Source organism: Streptomyces sp. NPDC033174 (assembly GCF_055577795.1).
In genome coordinates this window covers 812140-834205 of the sequence record NZ_JBVIPQ010000001.1, presented here as the reverse complement: position 1 = coordinate 834205, position 22066 = coordinate 812140, and the positions used below count along the sequence as shown (strand labels likewise).

17 protein-coding genes and 1 tRNA gene are annotated in these 22066 nt (G+C 72.0%); 12 read left to right on the top strand and 6 right to left on the bottom strand.

Annotated elements, in window-relative coordinates:
- Positions 1-12 precede the first annotated feature (12 nt).
- On the top strand, positions 13-177 hold the full coding sequence (locus ACZ5VC_RS03900) for a hypothetical protein (RefSeq protein ID WP_468705836.1): 165 nt from the start codon (positions 13-15) through the stop codon (positions 175-177).
- A 3-nt stretch (positions 178-180) separates the two neighbouring features.
- The gene (locus ACZ5VC_RS03895) at positions 181-414 is read left to right on the top strand and encodes a hypothetical protein (protein ID WP_026277450.1); all 234 of its coding nucleotides are present in this window, start codon (positions 181-183) and stop codon (positions 412-414) included.
- Here the strand turns inward: ACZ5VC_RS03895 and ACZ5VC_RS03890 are convergent.
- Complete coding sequence (locus tag ACZ5VC_RS03890; protein WP_469118498.1) at positions 393-1613, bottom strand: glycosyltransferase 87 family protein; 1221 nt, start codon at positions 1611-1613, stop codon at positions 393-395. The two genes, ACZ5VC_RS03895 and ACZ5VC_RS03890, sit on opposite strands and share 22 nt — an antisense overlap.
- Positions 1614-1749: 136 nt before the next feature.
- Here ACZ5VC_RS03890 and ACZ5VC_RS03885 point away from each other — a divergent pair.
- Positions 1750-1822, top strand: a tRNA-Ala gene (locus ACZ5VC_RS03885).
- A 51-nt stretch (positions 1823-1873) separates the two neighbouring features.
- Here ACZ5VC_RS03885 and ACZ5VC_RS03880 read toward each other — a convergent pair.
- Both ACZ5VC_RS03880 and ACZ5VC_RS03875 read right to left on the bottom strand, forming a co-directional pair.
- Positions 1874-3448, bottom strand: coding sequence for an NADH-ubiquinone oxidoreductase-F iron-sulfur binding region domain-containing protein (locus ACZ5VC_RS03880; RefSeq protein WP_469118497.1), 1575 nt, complete (start codon positions 3446-3448; stop codon positions 1874-1876).
- Entirely contained in the window at positions 3445-4794 is a 1350-nt protein-coding gene (locus tag ACZ5VC_RS03875) for a hypothetical protein (RefSeq protein WP_469118496.1), read from the bottom strand. The genes ACZ5VC_RS03880 and ACZ5VC_RS03875 overlap by 4 nt, the downstream gene beginning before the upstream one ends.
- A 432-nt stretch (positions 4795-5226) precedes the next feature.
- Between ACZ5VC_RS03875 and leuS the strand changes: the two genes are divergently transcribed.
- The 5 genes from leuS (at position 5227) to ACZ5VC_RS03850 (ending at position 14033) form a co-directional block, all read left to right on the top strand.
- The gene (gene leuS / locus ACZ5VC_RS03870) at positions 5227-8097 is read left to right on the top strand and encodes a leucine--tRNA ligase (protein WP_469118495.1); all 2871 of its coding nucleotides are present in this window, start codon (positions 5227-5229) and stop codon (positions 8095-8097) included.
- A 120-nt stretch (positions 8098-8217) separates the two neighbouring features.
- Positions 8218-9150: a hypothetical protein gene (locus ACZ5VC_RS03865; protein ID WP_469118494.1), complete on the top strand. Its 933-nt coding sequence runs from the start codon at positions 8218-8220 to the stop codon at positions 9148-9150.
- A 66-nt stretch (positions 9151-9216) separates the two neighbouring features.
- Positions 9217-10062, top strand: a complete 846-nt coding sequence (locus tag ACZ5VC_RS03860; protein WP_469118493.1) for a DegV family protein — start codon at positions 9217-9219, stop codon at positions 10060-10062.
- 426 nt (positions 10063-10488) lie between these two features.
- Positions 10489-11187, top strand: a complete 699-nt coding sequence (locus tag ACZ5VC_RS03855; protein ID WP_469118492.1) for a ComEA family DNA-binding protein — start codon at positions 10489-10491, stop codon at positions 11185-11187.
- Positions 11188-11468: 281 nt separating this feature from the next.
- Positions 11469-14033, top strand: coding sequence for a ComEC/Rec2 family competence protein (locus ACZ5VC_RS03850; protein WP_469118927.1), 2565 nt, complete (start codon positions 11469-11471; stop codon positions 14031-14033).
- Between the two features lie 35 nt (positions 14034-14068).
- On the opposite strand, the gene ACZ5VC_RS03845 is transcribed toward ACZ5VC_RS03850, so the two are convergent.
- Entirely contained in the window at positions 14069-14524 is a 456-nt protein-coding gene (locus ACZ5VC_RS03845) for a pyridoxamine 5'-phosphate oxidase family protein (RefSeq protein WP_469118491.1), read from the bottom strand.
- A 64-nt stretch (positions 14525-14588) separates the two neighbouring features.
- On the opposite strand from ACZ5VC_RS03845, the gene ACZ5VC_RS03840 reads away from it, so the two are divergent.
- Positions 14589-15467 carry an arylamine N-acetyltransferase family protein gene (locus ACZ5VC_RS03840; protein WP_469118490.1) on the top strand — a complete coding sequence of 293 codons (879 nt, stop codon included), beginning with the start codon at positions 14589-14591 and terminating at the stop codon, positions 15465-15467.
- 46 nt (positions 15468-15513) lie between these two features.
- Here the strand turns inward: ACZ5VC_RS03840 and ACZ5VC_RS03835 are convergent, their stop codons facing one another.
- Positions 15514-15756, bottom strand: a complete 243-nt coding sequence (locus tag ACZ5VC_RS03835) for a hypothetical protein (protein ID WP_468705811.1) — start codon at positions 15754-15756, stop codon at positions 15514-15516.
- A 57-nt stretch (positions 15757-15813) separates the two neighbouring features.
- Between ACZ5VC_RS03835 and holA the strand changes: the two genes are divergently transcribed.
- The gene (gene holA, locus ACZ5VC_RS03830; protein WP_469118489.1) at positions 15814-16809 is read left to right on the top strand and encodes a DNA polymerase III subunit delta; all 996 of its coding nucleotides are present in this window, start codon (positions 15814-15816) and stop codon (positions 16807-16809) included.
- Between the two features lie 742 nt (positions 16810-17551).
- Here holA and rpsT read toward each other — a convergent pair.
- The gene (gene rpsT / locus ACZ5VC_RS03825) at positions 17552-17818 is read right to left on the bottom strand and encodes a 30S ribosomal protein S20 (protein ID WP_266965826.1); all 267 of its coding nucleotides are present in this window, start codon (positions 17816-17818) and stop codon (positions 17552-17554) included.
- A 179-nt stretch (positions 17819-17997) separates the two neighbouring features.
- Here rpsT and lepA point away from each other — a divergent pair, with 179 nt between their 5' ends.
- Positions 17998-19869: a translation elongation factor 4 gene (lepA, locus tag ACZ5VC_RS03820; RefSeq protein WP_469118488.1), complete on the top strand. Its 1872-nt coding sequence runs from the start codon at positions 17998-18000 to the stop codon at positions 19867-19869.
- 229 nt (positions 19870-20098) lie between these two features.
- The gene (locus ACZ5VC_RS03815; RefSeq protein WP_469118487.1) at positions 20099-21988 is read left to right on the top strand and encodes an AMP-dependent synthetase/ligase; all 1890 of its coding nucleotides are present in this window, start codon (positions 20099-20101) and stop codon (positions 21986-21988) included.
- Positions 21989-22066: the final 78 nt, after the last annotated feature.

Sequence of the window (22066 nt, the reverse complement as noted above, 5' to 3'; positions counted from 1 at the left end):
AGGGAGTGTGCGATGGCCGCTGGCAGTTTCGAGGGGGCCGATGCCCTGCTCGCCGCGGCGGAGGTCCTTGCTCGCCTCAGCTGCCCCTCGTGCGGTTCGGCCCATGTCGCCCAAGTACTGGGCGACAACGGCGGAGTGTCCTATGTGTGCACGGCCTGCGGCCACAGCTGGAGCTGAGTGATGGGTGCACACAGGAGGAAATGCGACTGGTGCGGCAGTGGTACGCCGATCGTCCGTGACATGGATCCGGTCAATCCCGAGTACCAGTACTGGTGCGAGGAGTGCGCGCGGGCGCTGATCATAAAAGGCGACCCCATCGAGACCTACCGGGAACTCGAAGGGGAGCCGATCTACGGACGGCTACTCGACGAGCACTGCACGCTCAAGCGCTTCTACTCCTTCGCCACGGCCTGAGCGGGCTGCCCGGTCCTGTCGCGCCACAGCGCGTGACCCAGCGCCGCCATCAGCGCCGTCGCCACCAGCGGGTATACCCCGGAGAGCAGCATCTGTCCGGCGTTCTGGTCCAGTTCGGGCCGGCCCGGGTCGTGCGGCACCCACCACAGGGCGAAGGAACAGAAGGCCAGCGCCATGGCCCCCGTCCACACCGGCCGGACCCGGTGGGCGAGCAGCACCAGCACCGGCACGCACCACACCCAGTGGTGCGACCAGGAGATCGGGCTGATCATCAGGGCCGTCGTCGCGACCGCCACCACGGCCACCGCCCGGTCCTCCCGCAGCGCCGCCACCACGGCCACCGCGAGCCCGGCGAGGGCGAAGACCGCGGCGACGACCGCCCACCACATGCCCGGATCGTCGGAGTGCAGAAGCCGGGCCAGTACGCCCCGCAGTGACTGATTCGCGGTCTCCTCCGCGAAGCCCACCCGGCCCGTCTCGAACAGTGTCCCGGTCCAGAAGCGGCGCGAGTCGTGGGGCAGGAGGACCGCGCTCGCCGCCGTCGCGCCGACGAAGGTCGCGCAAGCCACGGCGAAGCGCCGCAGCGAGGGGTTCCACCCGGAGCCGCGCCGCAGCTGTATCAGCCCGACGATCAGCAGGTACAGCGCGAACAGTCCCGGTGTGAGCTTCACCGCAGTGGCGAGGCCGATGCCGACACCGGCCCAGCGGTTCGAGTCGCGGCGGGTGAGGTCCCACAGCACGGCGACCGCGATCAGCAGATTGATCTGCCCGTACCGCAGCGTCGTCCACACCGGCTCGCACCAGACGACGAGCGCCGCCACCCACAGCGTCGTCCCGGGCCGGTCGCGACCGACCAGACGCAGCGAGAGATGGACCAGCGCGACCACCAGCAGCAGGTTTCCCGCCGCGGCGAGGACGCGCATCTCCGGGACACCGACCAGGGTGAGCGGCGTGAACAGCAGCGCGGCGAACGGCGGGTAGGTCATGGCGAGGTTCGCCGATGTGGCGCGCATCGCATACAGGTCTCCGCCGGCCCGCACGGTCATGCCCTCGGCCCGGTAGACCATCAGGTCGAGGTTGGTGACATGCGCGGCACGCTGCGCCAGCCAGAAGGCGGCGAACGAGAACAGGCAGGCCGCGGCAGCCGAGGCGAGGGGCCACTGGCGGACGCGGGACTTGACGATCACGGACACGGTCACGGAGACGGACCCTACCGGCCGGGTCCGACAGAGCCCCCGGGGCGGCCGGTAATCGATTTGGTGAAGCACCGGGGGGACCGTGTAATGTTCTCTCTGTCGCCGCGGGGGAAACCCACAACGGGGCGGCGGAACGCAAGGGGCTATAGCTCAGTTGGTAGAGCGCCTGCATGGCATGCAGGAGGTCAGGAGTTCAATTCTCCTTAGCTCCACAAGATCCCAAGAAGCGGGCCATCCGAATCGGATGGCCCGCTTCTCGTTGGTCAACTCCGGCCGCTGCCCAGGGCCTTGCGGGACGGGCTCGGCAGTGCGGGCCGCTCCTGGGGCGCCTGCTCGATACGGAGCGCCAGCGCGGGACAGCGGCGCACCGCGCGCTGCGCACGCCCGCGCAGATGCATGGGGACGGAAGCGTCGGCGAGCGCCGGATAGCCGTCGGGACCCAGCCGGATCAGCTCCGGCACGATGTCGGCGCACAGTCCGTGGCCCTGGCACAGCGTCCAGTCCACGGCCAGCTTCTCGCCGCTCGGGATCGACTCCTCGGCGTCCTGGTAGCCGGGCGCGGGAAGCGGCAGCACACCGGTCGTCTCCCGCCCGCAGCCCCCGTCCAGCACATGCGCGGCCAGATCGTCCGTGAACGCCGACAGCGTCGACGCGAAGAAGCGGGCCGAGCCGTCGGGGTGCTTGCAGGCGCCCCGGCCCTTCACGGCCTGGGTGACCGCCCGCAGCGCCTCCAGCGCCGCCGGGCCGCCCCCGTTCAGGACGTCGGACAGACCACCGGCCGCCGCGGGCAGGCCGAGTCTGCAGGGGCCGCACTGGCCGGCCGTCTCGGCCGCCAGCCAGTTCGCGACCCGCAGCGCCTCGCCCAGCGGGCAGGTCTCGGGGCCGATCGGGAGGATCGCGCCCGCGCCCAGGGAGCCGCCCACGGCGGCCAGGGACTCGCGGGACACCACGGCGTTGTGGACGGCCACCGCGTCGATCCAGTTGCCGTGGTAGCCGCCGGTGAGGACGCCCTGAGGCAGCGGCGGGGCGCCCGCCAGCTGGAGCACGTACCGCAGGGGGACCCCGGTGGGCACCTCCACCACCATCGGGCGCGCCACCGCCCCGGAGATCGTCAGCATGACCGTGCCGGGCTCGCTGTCCAGGCCGGTGTTGCCGTAGCGGCGGGGGCCGATCCGGGCCGCGATCGCGAGCTGTGCGAACGTCTCGGCGTTGGACAGCAGCGTCGGCGCGCCGCCGACACCGGACTCCGAGGCGCGCTCCCGGCGCCCGGCCGGCAGGGCGGGACCGCCGCCCGCCGCGCGGATCACCGAGGACGCCTCGCCGGACACCATTCGCTCGGGCGTGCGGACCACCCGCGCGCGGAGCTGCTGTCCGCGCCGGTCGCTCAGACCGCGCTCGGCCAGTGCGGCGCGGATGGAGATCTCGGTGGAGTTGCGGGTCACGGCCACGATCAGGGTGCGGGCGCCCAGCGCCTCGGCGGCCAGCAGGGCGCCGTCCAGGATCAGATGCGGCGCCCGGGCCAGCAGCACGGTGTCCTTGCGGCAGGCGGGCTCGCCCTCACTGCCGTTGATCACCACGACCGGCCGCACCCCTCGGCGGATCGCGGCCTGCCCGACCGCGCGGAGCTTGCGGCCGAAGGGGAACCCCGCGCCGCCGCGGCCACGCAGGGATATGTCGTCGGCGAGCTGGGCGAGGTTCTCGCCGCTCATCGGCTCGAGCGGTCCGTGCACCTTCAGGTGCATGGACAGGTCCAGGCGTTCCACCAGGTCGAAGCCCTGGGTGAGCTGGGGGAGGCCGACGACTCGGACCTCGGGGACATCGGGGAGCGGGGCGTTCAAGAGCGATCTCCTGCGGGTGCGGACCAGGGTTCGCCGGCGGACGGACGGTTGAGCGGGCCGGGATCTGGGTCGGTCGGTGCGTAGGGAGGGGACGGACTCTCATACGCACGGGAGGGGCCATATGACTCGTATGACTCGTACGACGGGGACGGGGCGTACGACGGGGACGGGGCGTACGTGGGGGACGGCGCGGGCGGGGAAGGGGTCGGCCAGTAGCCGGGCCTCGGCGCCGGGTCCTGGACGACCGGTATCTCCTCGGTCATCGGAATGCGTTCGGCGAGCGGTATCTCCTCGGTCTCGTCCGTACGGTCCCTGCGGTCCGCGCGCGAGATGCGGACGGTGGGGGAGCCGCCCACGTTCCCCAGGGACGACACCGTGCGGTACCCGGCCGATATCCCCGCACCGGGGGACGTGCTCCGCGCGGAGACCGGAGGGGCGGCTTCGTACAGCTGGGGAGAGGGCGGGTCGAGCGGGCGCGCGGGTGTGCGCGCCGGTCCGAAGGAGCGGTCCAGGGGCTCCGCCCGTACGGTCGGGCGGGCCGCGTCGTCCTCGTACCGGCCCTGGGAGGGGAGGCCGGTGCCGCCGGGCAGGGGAGCGGCCGACGGGTCGCGGCGGGGCTCCTCGGCGGCGGGCTGTGCGGCGGCCCCGCCGGGTCCGATCAGGGCCAGCAGACGGGCCGCCAGACGGTTGCGGACCGGACGCGGCAGCAGACGCAGCGAGACGGCCCCGGCGACGCCGCTGAGCGCCAGGCAGTACATGACGACGACCCACGTGGCGGCGGGGCGGCCCGTGTAGAGCCCGTGGACCAGCGCGGAGCACCACGCCGGGTAGGCCAGCATGTGCAGCGGCCGCCAGCGCGCGGCGACACTGCCGCGGCCCGCCAGGGTGGAGCGCAGGGCACCGGTCGAGGCGGCGATCACCATCAGCAGTCCGGCGAGCGAGCCGAAACCGATGAGCCCGGAGGTGCCGCTGACGCCCAGACCGAACGGGATCAGGGCGCCGAGCAGCTCCACGTGACCGAGCGACACCTTGACCGTGGCGTGCAGCAGCAGGAATCCGAGCGACGCCACGGCGGTGGCCCGGTGGATGCCCTGGGCGAGCAGCCGGTGGCGGGTGGAGAGCAGCAGCCGGTCGGTGGCGATCAGGCCCCAGGCGACCGAGGCAGTCAGCGACACCAGGGACAGCACGCCGGTGGTGAAGTCGAGCGCGGCGCGGAAGCTGTCACTGCCGCCGATGGCGAGCACGGGGATGAGAACGAGTACGGCCACGGAAAGCCCGCCCTGGACCGGCCTGCTCAGACCGGCGTTCACGGCGGGTATGGAACGGATCTTGCGATGAGGGTTCATGGGGGCGACTCCGAATGGTGCGGATAAGCGGTCCCGTTGCCGCACTCTAAGTCGCCCCATACCGGCGGGTACGAAGTTTGCGGGTTTAGGGAGGGGGTGACTCCGCAACTGACTCCGGGGTTGCCCCGGATAGGGTCGGTACGCGGGGTAACCCCTGCCCGTCCCGGCGCTCCCCGGCGCTTCACGCCCTCCACGCGCGCGCGTGCCCGCACTGCGGATGCTCGATGCGGCCCGTGCGGGGCCTGCGGTACCCTGACGCCATGCGTGCCGTACGCCTTCTGCTTAGCGAGCCGCGCTGATCAGTCCCGACGGATGAGAGATCCGATCGGAATCGGCGCGGCGTCCCCTCCTGTGCGAGGGGATTTTTCATTTCGTCAACCGCGTGGAATGACCGGGCAGCAGGCAGAGACGATCGATGGAGCTTCAAGGATCATGAGCGAGATGAATTCGGCTGCTGAGGCAGTGGCCCCGCATCGTTATACGGCGGTCATGGCCGCCGACATCGAGGCACGCTGGCAGGACTTCTGGGACGCCGAGGGGACCTACGAGGCGCCCAACCCCAAGGGCGATCTGGCGGGCGACGCCGCGGTGGTCGCGCGCCCCAAGAAGTTCATCATGGACATGTTCCCGTACCCCTCGGGCGCGGGCCTGCACGTCGGCCACCCGCTGGGCTACATCGCCACCGATGTGTACGCCCGCCACCAGCGGATGACCGGCCACAACGTGCTGCACACCCTCGGCTTCGACGCCTTCGGGCTGCCGGCCGAGCAGTACGCCGTGCAGACGGGCACGCACCCGCGCGTGTCCACCGAGGCCAACATGGAGAACATGAAGGTCCAGCTGCGCCGGCTGGGTCTGGGCCACGACAAGCGCCGGTCGTTCGCCACGATCGACGCGGACTACTACAAGTGGACCCAGTGGATCTTCCTGCAGATCTTCAACTCCTGGTACGACGACGAGGCCGCGAAGGCCCGTCCGATCAGCGAGCTGATCGCCCTGTTCGAGAGCGGTGAGCGCCCGGTGCCCGGCCACGGCACGCGCGCGTGGAGCGAGCTGACCGCGAACGAACGCGCCGAGGTCCTGGGCGGCTTCCGCCTGGCCTACGCCTCCGACGCGCCCGTCAACTGGTGCCCCGGCCTGGGCACCGTCCTGGCCAACGAAGAGGTCACCGCCGACGGCCGCTCCGAGCGCGGCAACTTCCCCGTCTTCAAGGCCAAGCTGCGCCAGTGGAACATGCGCATCACCGCCTACGCGGACCGCCTGCTGGACGACCTGGACGCGCTGGACTGGCCCGAGGCCATCAAGCTGCAGCAGCGCAACTGGATCGGCCGCTCCGAGGGCGCCCGCGTCGACTTCGCCGTCGGCGACGACGCGATCACCGTCTTCACCACCCGCCAGGACACGCTGTTCGGCGCGACCTACATGGTGCTGGCCCCCGAGCACGACCTGGTCGAGAAGATCGTCCCGGCGGTCTGGCCCGAGGGCACCCACGAGGTGTGGACCGGCGGGCACGCGACCCCCGGGGACGCCGTCGCCGCCTACCGCAAGCAGGCCGCCTCCAAGTCCGACGTCGAGCGACAGGCCGAGGCCAAGGACAAGACCGGTGTCTTCACCGGCGCGTACGCGATCAACCCGGTCAGCGGCGAGCAGGTGCCGGTCTTCATCGCCGACTATGTGCTGATGGGCTACGGCACCGGCGCCATCATGGCCGTTCCCGCTCACGACGCCCGCGACTTCGCCTTCGCGCGCGCCTTCGAGCTGCCGATGCGCTGCGTCGTCCAGCCGTCCGACGACCGCGGCACGGACCCCTCGACCTGGGACGACGCCTTCTCCTCGTACGACGCGAAGCTGGTCAACTCGGCGAACGACGAGATCTCGCTGGACGGCCTGGGCGTCGTCGAGGCCAAGGCGAAGATCACCACGTGGCTGTCCGCACGTGGCATCGGCGAGGGCACGGTCAACTTCCGGCTGCGCGACTGGCTGTTCAGCCGGCAGCGCTACTGGGGCGAGCCCTTCCCGATCGTCTACGACGAGGACGGCGTCGCGCACGCGCTGCCCGAGTCGATGCTGCCGCTGGAGCTGCCGGAGGTCGAGGACTACTCGCCGCGCACCTTCGACCCGGACGACGCGGACACCCAGCCGGAGACCCCGCTGTCGCGCAACGAGGACTGGGTCAACGTCGAGCTGGACCTGGGCGACGGCCCCAAGCGCTACCGGCGCGAGACCAACACCATGCCGAACTGGGCCGGTTCCTGCTGGTACGAGCTGCGCTACCTGGACCCGCACAACAGCGACAAGCTGGTCGACCCGGAGATCGAGCAGTACTGGATGGGTCCCCGTGAGGGGCAGCCGCTCGGCGGTGTGGACCTGTACGTCGGCGGCGCCGAGCACGCCGTACTGCACCTGCTGTACGCCCGGTTCTGGTCCAAGGTGCTGTTCGACCTGGGCTACGTCTCCTCGGCCGAGCCGTTCCACAAGCTGTACAACCAGGGCATGATCCAGGCCTTCGTCTACCGGGACGCGCGCGGGATCGCCGTACCGGCCGCCGAGGTCGAGGAGCGGGACGGCGGCTTCTGGTACCAGGGCGAGAAGGTCAGCCGGGTCCTGGGCAAGATGGGCAAGTCCCTGAAGAACGCCGTGACTCCGGACGAGATCTGCGCCGAGTACGGCGCGGACACCCTGCGCCTGTACGAGATGGCGATGGGCCCGCTGGACGTGTCGCGGCCGTGGGACACGCGCGCGGTGGTCGGTCAGTACCGGCTGCTGCAGCGGCTGTGGCGCAACATCGTCGACGAGTCCACCGGTGAGGCCACCGTCGTCGACGGCGAGCCGGACGAGGACACCCTGCGTGCCCTGCACAAGGCGATCGACGGCGTGGGCCAGGACATGGAGGCGATGCGCTTCAACACCGCCATCGCCAAGGTCACCGAGCTGAACAACCACCTGACCAAGACGGGCGGCCCGGTGGCGAAGTCCGTCGCCGAGCGGCTGGTGCTGCTGGTCGCGCCGCTGGCCCCGCACATCGCCGAGGAGCTGTGGCGCAAGCTGGGGCACACGGAGTCGGTCGTCCACGAGGACTTCCCGGTCGCCGACCCGGCGTACGTCGTGGACGAGACCGTGACCTGTGTCGTGCAGATCAAGGGCAAGGTCAAGGCGCGTCTGGAGGTTTCCCCGTCGATCACTGACGCGGAGCTGGAGGCGCTGGCGCTGGGTGACGCGGGCGTGGTGGCCGCGCTGGACGGCGCCGGGATCCGCAAGGTGATCGTGCGCGCGCCGAAGCTGGTGAACATCGTGCCCGCGTAACGGGCGCGGACCGGGCACTGGGGATTTCCCCTACGGGCAGGTTGGGGGTTCCGATGGAACCCTCGGCCTGCCCGTTCCGTTTACGGTGGAAGGACCACACCCGATGCCGGAGGGGCGTTCATGGAAGCCGCGATTGTGATCATGGCGCTGCTCTTCGTCGCGTTCGTGGCGCTGGGGGTGTACGCGACGGTGAAGGTAGTCAAGGCCGCCAAGCGCGGCGTCGACCGGACCATCACCCACGCCCGGCGCACCGTCGAGGACACCACGCTGCGCGCCAAGAGCTTCGGTCAGGGCGGTGCGGCGGGCGAGCTGGCGCAGCTGCGACTCTCCCTGCGGACGTCGATGCGGGCGACGCAGGAGGCGCTGCACGCCGGTGTGGCGGAGGACGCCTCGCTGAAGGAGTCGCTCGATCTCTTCCGGCGACTGAGCGCGCACGGTCTGGAGTTGGACGAGGAGCTCAAGCGTCTGGAGCGGGAGCCGGACCGGTCCGGGGTGGCCGCGGTGCTCGCCGACGTGCGGGAGCGCGCGGAGCGGATCACCCACTCCGCGGACTCGCTGCGGTGGGCCGCTCGGGACCGGGCGCGCAGGTTCGCCGACGACGAGCTGGCGTCCCTGAGCGCCCAGATCGATGTCGAGGCGGGGGCGCTGCGGCACTGGGACCGGCCTGAGGAGCGGCGTCTCGCGGAGGCGCCGGGGTTCTCGGCGACTTCGGGCGCGGCGGGGGATTCGGGCGCGGCGGGCGCGTCGCGGGGTTCGGGCGCGTCGGGTGCTTCCGCGGGCGTCACGGGAGGCTCGAGCTCCTCGGCTTCGTCCCGCTCCTCGGCTTCTGGCGGGTTCTCGTGGCCGGAGGCCGGAGGGGCGGCGCCGGGGGCGGAGCAGGCATGGCCGGCGGAACCGGAGCACGCGCCGGGGACCGCCGGGTCGGGCGCGGAAGCCGGGCGGGAGTCCGGTGCCGGGAAGACGGAAGGGCCCCAGGCGATCACCGCCCGCGACCCCCGTCAGCAGCCGGTCCACCCGTGGCAGAAGTCGGCCCGTCCCGAGACGACGAACTGACCCCGGCCACCGCTTGTGGTGGGGCCGGGCTGCCGTCCGGCCGCCGTGGCGGGTAACCTCCCGCTCATGTCCCGCCATGTCGCGATCGTCACCGATTCCACGGCCTACCTGCCGCCGCAGACGATGGCCCGGCACGGCATCACCTCGGTGCCCCTGACGGTCGTCATCGGCGACCAGGCCCTGGAGGAGGGCACCGAGATCTCGGCCCGCTCTCTGGAGCAGGCGCTGCGGAAGCGACGGTCCGTGACCACATCCCGGCCGAGCCCCGAGGTGTTCGCGGAGGCCTACCGCGCGGCCGCCGAGGCCGGAGCGAGCGGCATCGTCTCACTGCATCTGTCGTCCGAGCTCTCCGGAACCTACGACGCGGCCGTGCTCGCGGCCAAGGGCGCCCCCGTGCCCGTGCGGGTCGTGGACACCGGAATGATCGCGATGGCGCTGGGATTCTGCGCGCTCGCGGCCGTCGAGGTGGCCGACGCCGGCGGGACGCTCGACGAGGCCGTGAGCGCGGCCGAGAAGCGGGCCGCCGGGACGTCCGCGTACTTCTACGTCGACACCCTGGACTATCTGCGCAAGGGCGGCCGCATCGGAGCCGCCCAGGCGCTGCTCGGCTCGGCGCTCGCCGTGAAGCCTCTGCTCGAACTGGACGGCGGCCGCATCGAGCTGCGCGAGAAAGTGCGGACGGCGTCGAGGGCGATCGCCCGGCTGGAGGAGATCGCCGCCGAGCGGGCGGGCGCGAGCCCGGTGGACATCGCCGTCCACCATCTCGCCGCGCCGGACCGGGCGGCGGCGCTGGCCGACCGGCTGCGCGATCGGGTGCCGGGGATCGAGGAACTGCACGTGAGCGAGGTGGGCGCGGTGATCGGAGCGCACACCGGACCAGGACTCCTGGCCGTTGTCGTCTCGCCTCGGTGAGAGAGTCGTTCACTCACGCGAGTGACGGAGTTATCCACAAGCGGGGGGTTGTCCACGGAAATTGAGCCTGCTCAGCGGGTTCTCGTGGAGATCTCTACCGTCCTCGGCATGGCTCTTCGCACACATTTCGCAACCAGTGGCCCCGGTCGCGCACCGGGCTCCGACGTCCGTACGCACACCGGCGCCCGCACGCGGCGCGGGGCCCGGAGGAGACACCTGGCAGGGGCGGCCGCGGTCGCGTCCCGCAGGCGGGCCGAGGCCCTTTTCGCGGGGGCGATGGCACCTTCGCGGGACGACGCGCAGGAGTTACCCGCTGATACGGCCGGGACCGCGCCGCCGCAGGGCGGGCCGGGTCCTCGCTCGGCCGCAACACCCTCGGACGTACCGGGGCAGGCGCCGGACGCCGGGCGCGGGGGAGGGCCGGAGGTGGCGGAGCCGGGGTGGCGGGAGCGGGCCCGGTTCGCGCTGCAGGAGCGGTTGCCGCTGTGGGTGCGGCTCAGGTGCGGGATGGAACCAAAAACCCTGGCCGCGTTGGCGGTTGTGCTCGTCGTGGCCGCCGGCTCGGCCGGGAGGTACTTCTGGGCCGGGCGCCCGGAGCCCGTCCGGGCGCCCGATGTCGTACGCCTGGCGCCGTCGGCGGCCACCGGCCCGGGCGCTTTCCCCTCCACCACCGCTGCGGCCGGGCCGCCGCCCGTCGTGGTCGATGTGAGCGGGAAGGTGAGGCGGCCGGGGGTGCTCAGGCTGCCGGGCGGGGCCCGGGTCGCCGACGCTCTGCGGGCGGCGGGCGGTGTCCGGCCGGGCACGGACCTCACCGGTCTCAACCGGGCCCGGGTCCTCACGGACGGGGAGCAGGTCGTCGTCGGCCTTCCCGTGGCGGCCGGGGGCACCGGCCCGGGCGGCAATCCGAACACCGCCGGCGCGGGAGGACCGGCCGGGCCGGTGAGCCTCAACTCGGCCACGGTGGAACAGCTGGACACCCTGCCCGGAGTGGGCCCCGTACTGGCCCAGCACATCGTGGACTTCAGGACCGAGCACGGAGGTTTCCGTTCGGTCGACCAGTTGCGCGAGGTCAACGGGATCGGCGACCGCCGGTTCGCGGACCTCCAGACCCGCGTACGGCCATGACGCGCGCGGCTGTTCGCACCGCGCCCCGCCATCCGCTCGGTGCCGCCGATCCGCGGCAGGAGGCCCCGGCCGATCTGCGCCTGGTCCCGCCCGCGCTGGCGGCCTGGGGAGCGGGAGCCCTGGCCCTGGGCGCGTCCGGGTGGTCGGCCCTGATCGGGGTCCTGGCGTGCGTGACGGCAGCGGTCCTGTTGCTGCTGCCGGTCGCGAGGGACGGCGTGCGGGGCCGTGGCAGGGGCGCTGCCGTGGGAGATGGGGCTGACCGGGCCGTGGGCGACGGGGCTATGGCCGATCCGGGCTTGGCCGTGGGGGACAGGGCCGGCCGGGCCGTGGGCGACGGGGATTCGGCCGGTCGGGGCCCGATGGGTGACAGGGCTGGTCGGGCCGTGGGCGGTCGCGGCACAGGTGACGGAGATCTGGCCGGTCGGGGCTTGGGCGTGGGGGACAGGGCTGGTCGGGGCGCGGGCAGCCGGAACCGGCTCCGGTGGTGGGTGGTTCCGGAGGCCGGACAAGGGGCGGCGCGCAGACGGGTGCGTGGGATCAACGCCACCGCGTGCGCGGGGGTGCTGCTCTGCGCCGCGGCGGCGGCGGCCTCCGCCGGGCTGCACGCGGCCGACCTGCGTCGCGGGCCGCTTCCGGGGCTGGCCCGCGCCTACGCGACCGTGACCGCCGAGGTGACGGTCACCTCCGACCCGCGCACAACCCGGCCGCGCGTCAGCGGGGACCGCTCGGTGCCGGAAACGATCGTCCTGGACGCCGAGGTGACCGGTGTGGAGGCGCCCGACGGGGCCGTGACACGGACACGAGCACCCGTCCTGCTGCTCGCGCCGCCCGGCGCACGCGAGGAGTGGCGGCGGCTGCTTCCCTCCACCGGCCTGCGCGTGAAGGCGCGGTTGGCACCCCCGCGGCGGGAGGGGGATCCCTATGCGGCCGTCCTGCGAGTGCGGGGAGCCGAGCCGCCCACCGTCACCGCGCCGCCGAGCCTGCTGCAACGCACGGCCGGGGACCTCCGCGCCGGGCTCCACCGGGCGACCGAGGGGCTCGATCCGGACGCCCGCGCCCTGCTGCCCGGCCTCGTCGTGGGGGACACCTCACGGATCCCGCCCGAGCTGCGCGACGCGTTCGAAGCGACCGACCTCACTCATCTCCTCGCGGTCTCCGGGTCCAACCTCACCGTGGTCCTTCTGCTGCTGATCGGGACACCCTCCACCGCGCTGAGAGCCGAACGCGGAGGTCTCGCGCCGCGAATCGGCATCTCACTGCGGGCCACCGCACTGCTCGGCGGCGGACTCACCCTCGCCTTCGTGATCGTCTGCCGGCCCGATCCGAGTGTTCTGCGGGCGGCCGCCTGCGGACTGATCACCCTGCTCGCGATCGGCACAGGACGCCGCAGGTCGCTGATCCCGGCGCTGGCGGCCGCCGTGCTGCTGCTGGTGCTCTGCGACCCCTGGCTGGCGAGGAGTTACGGCTTCCTGCTCTCCGTACTGGCGACGGGCGCACTGCTCACGATCGCGCCCCGCTGGAGCGCGGCGCTGCAACGGCGCCGGGTGCCGCCCCGGATCGCGGAGGCGCTGGCGGCGGCCGCCGCGGCGCAGGCCGTTTGCGCGCCGGTGGTCGCGGTGTTCGCCGCCCGAGTCAGCCTGGTCGCGATCCCCTGCAACCTCCTCGCGGAACTCGCCGTCGCTCCCGCCACGGTGCTCGGGTTCGCCGCGCTGGGCACCGCGCCGCTGGCCATGCCGGTGGCCGAGCTGTTCGCGACGTGCGCGGGATGGCCGGCCGGGTGGATCGCGGCCATCGCCCGGGCGGGAGCCGCCCTGCCCGGCGCGGAGGTGGACTGGCCCGGTGACTGGCCGGGCGGCTTGCTGCTGGCCGCCGCCACGGGCCTCGTACTGCTCGCCGTCCGCCGGATACCGCACCGCCCCTGGATCGCGGCCGGATGCGCCGTGGTCCTGCTGCTCGTGGTGGCACGGCCCGCGCCGCTCACCCGAATCGTCACCGGCTGGCCGCCGCCGGACTGGGTGTTCGCGATGTGCGAGGTCGGTCAGGGGGACGCGACCGTGCTGGCGGCCGACGGCGACACGGCCGTCGTCGTGGACGCCGGGCCCGAGCCGGAGCTCGTCGACGCCTGTCTGCGCGACCTCGGAGTGCGGCGCGTCGCCCTGCTGCTGCTCACCCACTTCCACGCGGACCATGTCGCCGGTCTGCCCGGTGTGCTCCGGGGCCGGGCGGTCGGGGTCATCGAGACGTCGCCGCTCGAAGAGCCGCCGGGGCAGGCGGCGTTCGTCCGCAGGACGGCCGCGAGGGCGGGCGTACCGGTGATCCGGGCGCAGGCGGGCGAGCGGCGCCGGATCGGCTCACTGGACTGGCAGGTCCTCTGGCCGCCCGCTCCCACGGCGCCCGGTCTGTCGGCCGACGCGCCCGCTCCCACGGCGCCCGGTCTGCCGGCCGACGCGCCCGCCGGTCCCAACGACGCCAGTGTCACGCTGCTCGTCCATACCGCCGGCGGTTTGGTCCTCCTGCTGCTCGGCGACTTGGAACCGCCTGCTCAACAGGGGTTGTTACGAGCGCATCCGACCCTCCCGCGGGTGGACGTGCTCAAGGTCGCCCACCATGGGTCGGCCCACCAGGACCAGGGTCTGCTCCGGCGGGTTCGCCCCCGGCTGGCACTCGTCTCGGCCGGTCCGGAGAACCCGTACGGGCACCCGTCGCCCCGGACGGTCGGTGCGCTGGGCGACGCGGGAGCGCTGGTGCTGCGTACGGACCGGGACGGGGCGATCGCGGTGAGCGGGGCGGGCCGGGAACTCGTGGCCGTTCGGAAAGGAGAGACCTTGGCGGACAGGCCCCCGTGATCGCCGCGGCGAGCGGCGCACGGCCGGACCCGGTCTCACTCGAGCCACTCGCCGTCCCGCATCAGCAGCCGGCCCCGCAGCTCGTTCTCCTCGCGCCACGCCCTCACCGCGCGCGGGGTGGCGCGGACGTACACCCAGACGTCCCGGTCGCGCGGATCCCAGTCCAGCTTCGCCGCGAAGGCGTCCGCGGACTCCGTAGGCAGATCGGCGCCGGCCGTCAACTCCGCTGTGCCCTCGATCAGTACGACGTCCCGGGTGTGGCCGAGGCTCAGCCGCACCTCCGCGTTCGCCGCCAGGTTGAGGGCCGTGGGGTTGGCGCGCTTGGTGCACATCAGCAGCGTGCCCCGGTCCCAGACGAACGACAGCGGTACGAGACACGGTGTGCCGTCCGCCGACGCCGTGGCCACCCAGACGTCCTCGTCCTGGTGGAGCCGGGCCAGTACGTCGCGCCTTCGCCGCTCCCGGCCGCGGGCCGGCTCGTGTTCCGTCATGACGATCAAGCTAGCCGGGTACGCGGCTGCCGTCGTCGGCCAACCGTCCTAGGACTCAGGCCGCATGACGGGCACGGTTCGCGCACGTCAGACTGGGGCCGTGAGTACCTCCCGGGACACGAAGGCGTACCTCCGCCGCATCGGCGAGACGCGTCGTCCTCGTTCACTCCGGCCCGGCGCCGCCACGCTGCGCGAGCTGCATCTGCGGCATCTGCTCACCGTGCCGTTCGAGAACCTCGCGATCCACTGCGGCGAGGCCATCGTGCTGGAGGAGAAGGCGCTGCTCGACAAGGTGGTCGGTGCGGCTCGGGGCGGCTTCTGTTACGAACTGGGCGGGGCCTTCGCGGTGTTGCTGCGGGGCCTCGGCTTCAGTGTCGCCCTCCTCCAGGCGCGCTGCTTCGACGACGAGGGGCGGCTCGGCATTCCGTACGACCATCTCGCCCTGCGCGTCGAGACGGACGACGGGACCGGCCCGTGGCTCGCGGACGTGGGCTTCGGCGACCACAGCCACTACCCGCTCGCCCTCGACGTGCGGGGCGAGCAGAAGGACCCGGGCGGCGTGTTCCGTATCCAGGAGACGCCCGAGGGCGATCTGGACGTACTGCGCGACGGAGAACCGCAGTACCGCCTCGAGCCCCGGCCCCGCGAACTGTCCGACTTCGAGGCCGGGGCCTGGTACCACCGGACCTCGCCCGCTTCGCATTTCACCCGGGCCCCGGTGTGCTCGCGCCTCACCGAGGACGGGCGGATCACCCTCCGCGGACACAAGCTCGTCACGACGGTGGACGGCGAGCGGACGGAGCGGACGCTCGACGGCGACGAGGAGGTGCTGGCGACCTACCGGGACCTCTTCGGGTTCGTGCCGTCCCAAGTACCGGCCGAGCCGGCCCCCGAGGCCGAGGCCGAGGCCGAAGCCGACGGCGACGGCGAGGAGGAGGACTGACCGTCGTCACGTCCCCCGTCCCGCCCGTCGTCCGTCCCCGGTTCCGCTACGGGGCTTCCAGCCAGCCCTCGTACTCCGCCGCCAACGCGTCCAGCGCTCCTGAGTCGAGCCGGCTCTCCGGGTCTTCCACGACCACCAGCCACTGGGCGTCCTCGGCGTCGTCCTCACCGGCCAGGGCGTCCCGTACGAGCTGCGGCTCCTCGCCGATCGCGAAGCGCTCGCCCAGCTCCTGGGCGGCTTCCTCGGCGGCGTCGCGGTCGGGCAGTACCAGTACGTGTCGTTCACTCACCCGCCCATTCTCCGGTACGTCGGGGAGTGTCAGTGGCCCGTGGGATGCTGGAACGCGATGAGCCGCAAACAAAGCCAGCAGAATGCGACGGACGACCTCCTCGCCCCCGTGACGCTCGCCGTGGGCCAGGAGGACCTGCTCCTCGACCGTGCCGTGCAGCAGGTGGTGGCGGCCGCGCGCGCCGCCGACGCCGACACGGACGTCCGCGATCTCACCTCCGAGCAGCTGCAGCCCGGCACGCTGGCCGAGCTGACGAGCCCGTCGCTCTTCGCCGAGCGGAAGGTGCTGGTGGTGCGGAACGCGCACGACCTCTCCGCCGACACGATCAAGGACATCAAGGCGTACCTCGACGCGCCCATCGAGGAGATCACGCTCGTGCTGCTGCACGCGGGCGGCGCCAAGGGGAAGGGCCTGCTGGACGCGGCGCGGAAGGCGGGGGCGCGGGAGGTCGCCTGCCCGAAGACGACGAAGCCCGCGGAGCGGCTGACGTTCGTCCGGGCCGAGTTCCGGGCGCTCGGGCGGTCGGCGACGCCCGAGGCGTGCCAGGCGCTCGTCGACTCCATCGGCAGCGACCTGCGGGAGCTGGCGTCGGCGGTGTCGCAGCTCGTGGCGGATGTCGAGGGCACGATCGACGAGGCGGTCGTCGGCCGGTACTACACCGGCCGCGCCGAGGCCTCCAGCTTCAACGTCGCCGACCGCGCGGTGGAGGGGCGGGGGGCGGAGGCCCTGGAGGCCCTGCGCTGGTCCCTCTCGACGGGCGTCGCGCCGGTCCTGATCACCAGCGCACTGGCGCAGGGCGTGCGGGCCATCGGCAAGCTGTCCTCCGCGCGCGGTGGCCGCCCCGCGGATCTCGCGCGGGAGCTGGGGATGCCACCGTGGAAGATCGACCGGGTGCGGCAGCAGATGCGCGGCTGGACGCCGGAGGGGGTGGCGATGGCGCTGAGGGCCATCGCGGAGGCGGACGCGGGGGTGAAGGGGGGCGGGGACGATCCGGAGTACGCGCTCGAGAAGGCGGTGGTGACGGTCGTGAGGGCGGCGCGCCTCCGGCGCTAGCGCGACGGGTTCGCCTCATCGGGGACGCGACCCCTGGACCGGGTCGGCGTCGGCCCCCCGCTAACGCGACGGGTTCGCCTCATCGGGGACGCGACCCCCGGACCGGGTCGGCGTCGGCCCCGACCAGTAGGGCCGTCGCGCCGACGTCCGTGGCGTGTCGCGGAGATTGGCCGTCGCCGCCGGTGCGGGGCGCCGCCTCCGCCGATGCGGGTTGCCGGAGACGGCACCCGGCGCCGATCACGTTCACGCGGTTGCCCACCCACCCGCGCATCCCTGCGCCCCGGCCCGGGCCCCGCTGGCGCCGTCTTCGAGCCGGCCTTGCCGCCGTCCTGCCCCGTCCGGCCGCCGACCCCGACGACCCCGTTGCCGCGCCGGCCCTCCGCGCCGGCCTGTACCCCGGCCCCCGGCCCCCGCCCCCGGCCGACCCCGTCGTCGCGCCCCCTCCGCGCCCGCCCGCATCCCGCCCCTCGCCCGGCCCCCGCCCCCGCCCGACCCGTCGTCCCGCCACCCCCGCCCACCCACGCAAAACCGCCCCACGCAAAAACCCCGCCCCCGCCCTGGGGAAGGGCGGAGAACGGGGTTCGCGTGAAGATGGTGGGCTCGCACCCGCGTGGCGAACGCAGATCGTGTGCGAGTCCGGGGGCCGGGGCGGAGCGGGAGAGAGGGCCCGCTTGGTCCGTTCCGGCGATCAAGTCGTCCGGCTGGTGACCCTGGGGTCGGCCGGGGGTGTTACGGAAGGAGCTCAGCCCTGCAGAGCGGCAACCTTGGTCGCCAGCGCCGACTTCTTGTTGGCGGCGGCGTTCTTGTGGATGACGCCCTTCGAGACAGCCTTGTCGAGCGCACGCGCGGCAGCGCGAGAAGCCACGGTGGCCTTCTCGACGTCACCGGCGGCGACAGCCTCACGGGCCTTGCGGATCGCGGTCTTGAGCGACGACTTGACGGCCTTGTTGCGCAGGCGCGCCTTCTCGTTGGTCTTGTTCCGCTTGATCTGGGACTTGATGTTCGCCACGAAAGAGCCTTCTCAGGTTCGATGATCTTTGAGGTAGTGACCCGTACTGAGAGGGCACGAGACACAGCTGCCCAGATTACCAGCCGCCCCGCGACCGGCCCAAACCGAGCGCCCGTCCCCGTCCGTGGGACCATGGAACCTACGTATCGATCCAACATCGCCCCGAGACGAGACCCTGCGTGCCCGCGACTCCTACCAACGTGCCCGAGCCGAGCCGTACCGACCCGGCGCTGATCCGCAATTTCTGCATCATCGCGCACATCGACCACGGCAAGTCCACGCTTGCCGACCGGATGCTCCAGCTGACCGGTGTGGTCGACCAGCGGCAGATGCGCGCCCAGTATCTCGACCGGATGGACATCGAGCGCGAGCGCGGCATCACGATCAAGTCCCAGGCGGTGCGGCTGCCCTGGGCGCCCACCGAGGGCCCGGACGTGGGCAAGACCCACATCCTGAACATGATCGACACGCCGGGTCACGTCGACTTCACCTATGAGGTGTCGCGGTCCCTGGCGGCCTGTGAGGGCACCGTCCTCCTCGTCGACGCCGCGCAGGGCATCGAGGCGCAGACCCTCGCGAACCTGTACCTCGCGATGGAGAACGACCTCACCATCGTCCCGGTGCTCAACAAGATCGACCTGCCGGCCGCCCAGCCGGAGAAGTTCTCCGAGGAGCTCGCCAACCTCATCGGCTGTCAGCCCGAGGACGTCCTCAGGGTCTCCGCGAAGACCGGCGTCGGCGTCGACGCGCTGCTCGACCGGGTCGTGCGGAACGTCCCCGCGCCGGTCGGCGTCAAGGACGCCCCGGCCCGCGCGATGATCTTCGACTCGGTCTACGACTCCTACCGCGGTGTCGTGACGTACGTACGTGTCATCGACGGACAGCTCAACAAGCGCGAGCGCATCAAGATGATGTCCACCGGCGCCACCCACGAGCTGCTGGAGATCGGCGTCTCCTCGCCCGAGATGACGCCGTCCGACGGTCTCGGCGTCGGCGAGGTCGGCTACCTCATCACCGGCGTGAAGGACGTCCGCCAGTCCAAGGTCGGTGACACCATCACCACCCTGAACAAGGGCGCCACCGAGGCGCTCGGCGGTTACAAGGACCCCAAGCCGATGGTGTTCTCCGGCCTCTACCCGCTGGACGGCTCGGAGTACCCGGACCTGCGCGAGGCCCTCGACAAGCTCCAGCTCAACGACGCCGCCCTGGTGTACGAGCCGGAGACCTCCGCCGCCCTCGGCTTCGGCTTCCGCGTCGGCTTCCTCGGTCTTCTGCACCTCGACGTCATCCGGGAGCGGCTGGAGCGCGAGTTCGGGCTCGACCTGATCGCCACCGCCCCCAACGTGGTCTACCGCGTGGTCATGGAGGACGGCTCCGAGCACACGGTCACCAACCCGAGCGAGTTCCCCGAGGGCAAGATCTCGGACGTGTTCGAGCCGGTGGTCCGGGCCACGATCCTCGCCCCGACCGAGTTCATCGGCGCGATCATGGAGCTCTGCCAGACCCGCCGCGGCACCCTCCTCGGCATGGACTACCTCTCCGAGGACCGGGTCGAGATCCGCTACACCCTGCCCCTGGCCGAGATCGTCTTCGACTTCTTCGACCAGCTGAAGTCCAAGACCCGGGGCTACGCCTCCCTGGACTACGAGCCCACCGGCGAGCAGGCCTCCAGCCTGGTCAAGGTCGACATCCTGCTGCACGGCGACAAGGTCGACGCGTTCTCCGCCGTCACGCACAAGGACGCCGCGTACGCCTACGGTGTGCGGCTCGTCGCCAAGCTGCGCGAGCTGATCCCCCGGCAGGCCTTCGAGGTGCCGATCCAGGCCGCCATCGGCTCCCGGGTCATCGCCCGCGAGACCATCCGCGCCATCCGCAAGGACGTCCTCGCCAAGTGCTACGGCGGTGACATCTCCCGTAAGCGGAAGCTGCTGGAGAAGCAGAAGGAAGGCAAGAAGCGGATGAAGATGGTCGGCTCCGTGGAGGTCCCGCAGGAGGCCTTCATCGCGGTGCTGTCCAGTGACGACTCCGCCGGCGGCAAGTCCAAGAAGTAGTACGGACGCCGAACGGCGGCAATTGTCTGACTGCTACACCTAACGGGCCCCCGCATGGACAGCGTGGGGGCCCGTTCGTTATGAACCGGGTATCAAGCGGCGACCCACAGCCCCTTACGCACCCGCCCACGGCGCTCTACCCTGATCACGCCCCGAAGGTTACTCGCCAGTTAAACAACCCAGCCCCTCGTGCAGCTCTGCCGCACTGCCCGCAGGCCCGGAGGATGTCGTGAGCGACTCACAAACCTTGATCGAGAACCGACCGCCCTCCGTGGCGACCCTCTTCCTTGAGCGCGTGGCGCGGACTCCCGACGCGGAGGCCTATCGCTACCCCGTCCCGTCGGCCACCGGACAGGGACCCGACGACTGGAAGTCGCTCAGCTGGGAGCAGGCCGCCGAGCGGGTCTACGCCATCGCGGCCGGACTGATCGATCTCGGTGTGCTCTCCGAGGAGCGCGTCGCGCTCGCCTCCGCCACCCGGGTCGAGTGGATCCTCGCCGACCTGGGCGTGATGTGCGCGGGCGGCGCCACCACCACCATCTACCCGCAGACCAACGCCGAGGAGTCCGCGTACATCCTCGCCGACTCCGAGAGCCGGGTGCTGATCGCGGAGGACGCCTCCCAGCTCGCCAAGGCCCGTGAGCGCCGCGGCGACCTGCCGAACCTCGCGCACGTCGTGGTCGTCGACGGCGCCGGTGTCGAGCCCGCCGAGGGCGAGCCCGAGGGCTGGGTCCTCACCCTCGACGAGCTGGAGGTCCGGGGCAAGGCGTATCTGGACAAGCACCCGGAGGTCGTCAAGGAGCGGGTCGGGGCCATCCGCTCCGAGCAGCTCGCCACCCTCATCTACACCTCCGGCACCACCGGCCGCCCCAAGGGCGTACGGCTCCCGCACGACAACTGGTCGTACATGGCCAAGGCGATCGCCTCCACCGGTCTGGTCACCAAGGACGACGTCCAGTACCTGTGGCTGCCGCTCGCGCACGTCTTCGGCAAGGTGCTGACCTCCGGACAGATCGAGGTCGGGCACGTCACCGCCGTCGACGGCCGCGTCGACAAGATCATCGAGAATCTGCCGGTGGTCCAGCCGACCTACATGGCGGCCGTGCCCCGCATCTTCGAGAAGGTCTACAACGGGGTCGCCGCCAAGGCCAGGGCCGGCGGTGGCGCCAAGTACAAGATCTTCCAGTGGGCGGCCGAGGTGGCGCGCGCGTACGCGAAGGAGTCCCAGGACAACTTCCGCCGTACCGGCACCGCCTCCGCGTCCTTCGGTCTCACCGCCAAGCACAAGATCGCCGACGTGCTCGTCTACTCCAAGCTCCGCGAGGCCTTCGGCGGCCGGCTGCGCGCCGCCGTCTCCGGCTCGGCCGCCCTCGCACCCGAGATCGGCTTCTTCTTCTCCGGCGCCGGCATCCACATCCTCGAGGGCTACGGCCTCACCGAGTCCAGCGCCGCGTCCTTCGTCAACCCCGGCGAGGCCTACCGCACCGGAACGGTCGGCAAGCCGCTGCCCGGCACCGAAGTGCGCATCGCGGACGACGGCGAGATCCTGCTGCGCGGCCCCGGCATCATGGAGGGCTACCACGGGCTGCCCGAGAAGACCGCCGAAGTCCTTGAGTCCGACGGCTGGTTCCACACCGGCGACATCGGCGAGCTCTCGCCCGACGGATACCTGCGGATCACCGACCGCAAGAAGGACCTCATCAAGACGTCCGGCGGCAAGTACATCGCGCCGGCCGAGGTCGAGGGCCAGTTCAAGGCGGTCTGCCCGTTCGTCTCCAACATCCTGGTCCACGGTGCCGACCGGAACTACTGCACGGCGCTGATCGCGCTGGACGAGCCCGCCATCCTGGGCTGGGCCGAGGAGAACGGCCTGGGCGGCAAGACGTACGCCGAAGTGGTCGCGACCCCGAAGGCCGAAGCGCTGGTCCAGGGCTATGTGGACCGGCTCAACGAGGGCCTGCAGCGCTGGCAGACCATCAAGAAGTTCCGTCTGCTCCCGCGTGACCTGGACATCGAGCACGGCGAGCTGACGCCCAGCCTCAAGCTGAAGCGGCCGGTCGTCGAGCGGACGTACAAGGACCTCATCGACGACATGTACGCCGGATCGCGCGAGGCGTAGAAACCCGGCGCAAGCCGGCGCACACGACGTCGTAGCAGGTCGAAGGGGGTGGGGCGGCTGCGCCCCGCCCCCTTCGCC

Excerpts from the sequence above, each read along its gene's own strand:
- ACZ5VC_RS03845 (WP_469118491.1), bottom strand. The coding sequence starts at position 14,524 with ATGACGGAACACGAGCCGGCCCGCGGCCGGGAGCGGCGAAGGCGCGAC.
- holA (WP_469118489.1), top strand. The coding sequence starts at position 15,814 with ATGAGCCGCAAACAAAGCCAGCAGAATGCGACGGACGACCTCCTCGCC.
- ACZ5VC_RS03840 (WP_469118490.1), top strand. The coding sequence starts at position 14,589 with ATGACGGGCACGGTTCGCGCACGTCAGACTGGGGCCGTGAGTACCTCC.
- leuS (WP_469118495.1), top strand. The coding sequence starts at position 5,227 with ATGAGCGAGATGAATTCGGCTGCTGAGGCAGTGGCCCCGCATCGTTAT.
- ACZ5VC_RS03850 (WP_469118927.1), top strand. The coding sequence starts at position 11,469 with ATGGCCGATCCGGGCTTGGCCGTGGGGGACAGGGCCGGCCGGGCCGTG.
- ACZ5VC_RS03895 (WP_026277450.1), top strand. The coding sequence starts at position 181 with ATGGGTGCACACAGGAGGAAATGCGACTGGTGCGGCAGTGGTACGCCG.
- ACZ5VC_RS03865 (WP_469118494.1), top strand. The coding sequence starts at position 8,218 with ATGGAAGCCGCGATTGTGATCATGGCGCTGCTCTTCGTCGCGTTCGTG.
- ACZ5VC_RS03860 (WP_469118493.1), top strand. The coding sequence starts at position 9,217 with ATGTCCCGCCATGTCGCGATCGTCACCGATTCCACGGCCTACCTGCCG.
- ACZ5VC_RS03900 (WP_468705836.1), top strand. The coding sequence starts at position 13 with ATGGCCGCTGGCAGTTTCGAGGGGGCCGATGCCCTGCTCGCCGCGGCG.
- ACZ5VC_RS03875 (WP_469118496.1), bottom strand. The coding sequence starts at position 4,794 with ATGAACCCTCATCGCAAGATCCGTTCCATACCCGCCGTGAACGCCGGT.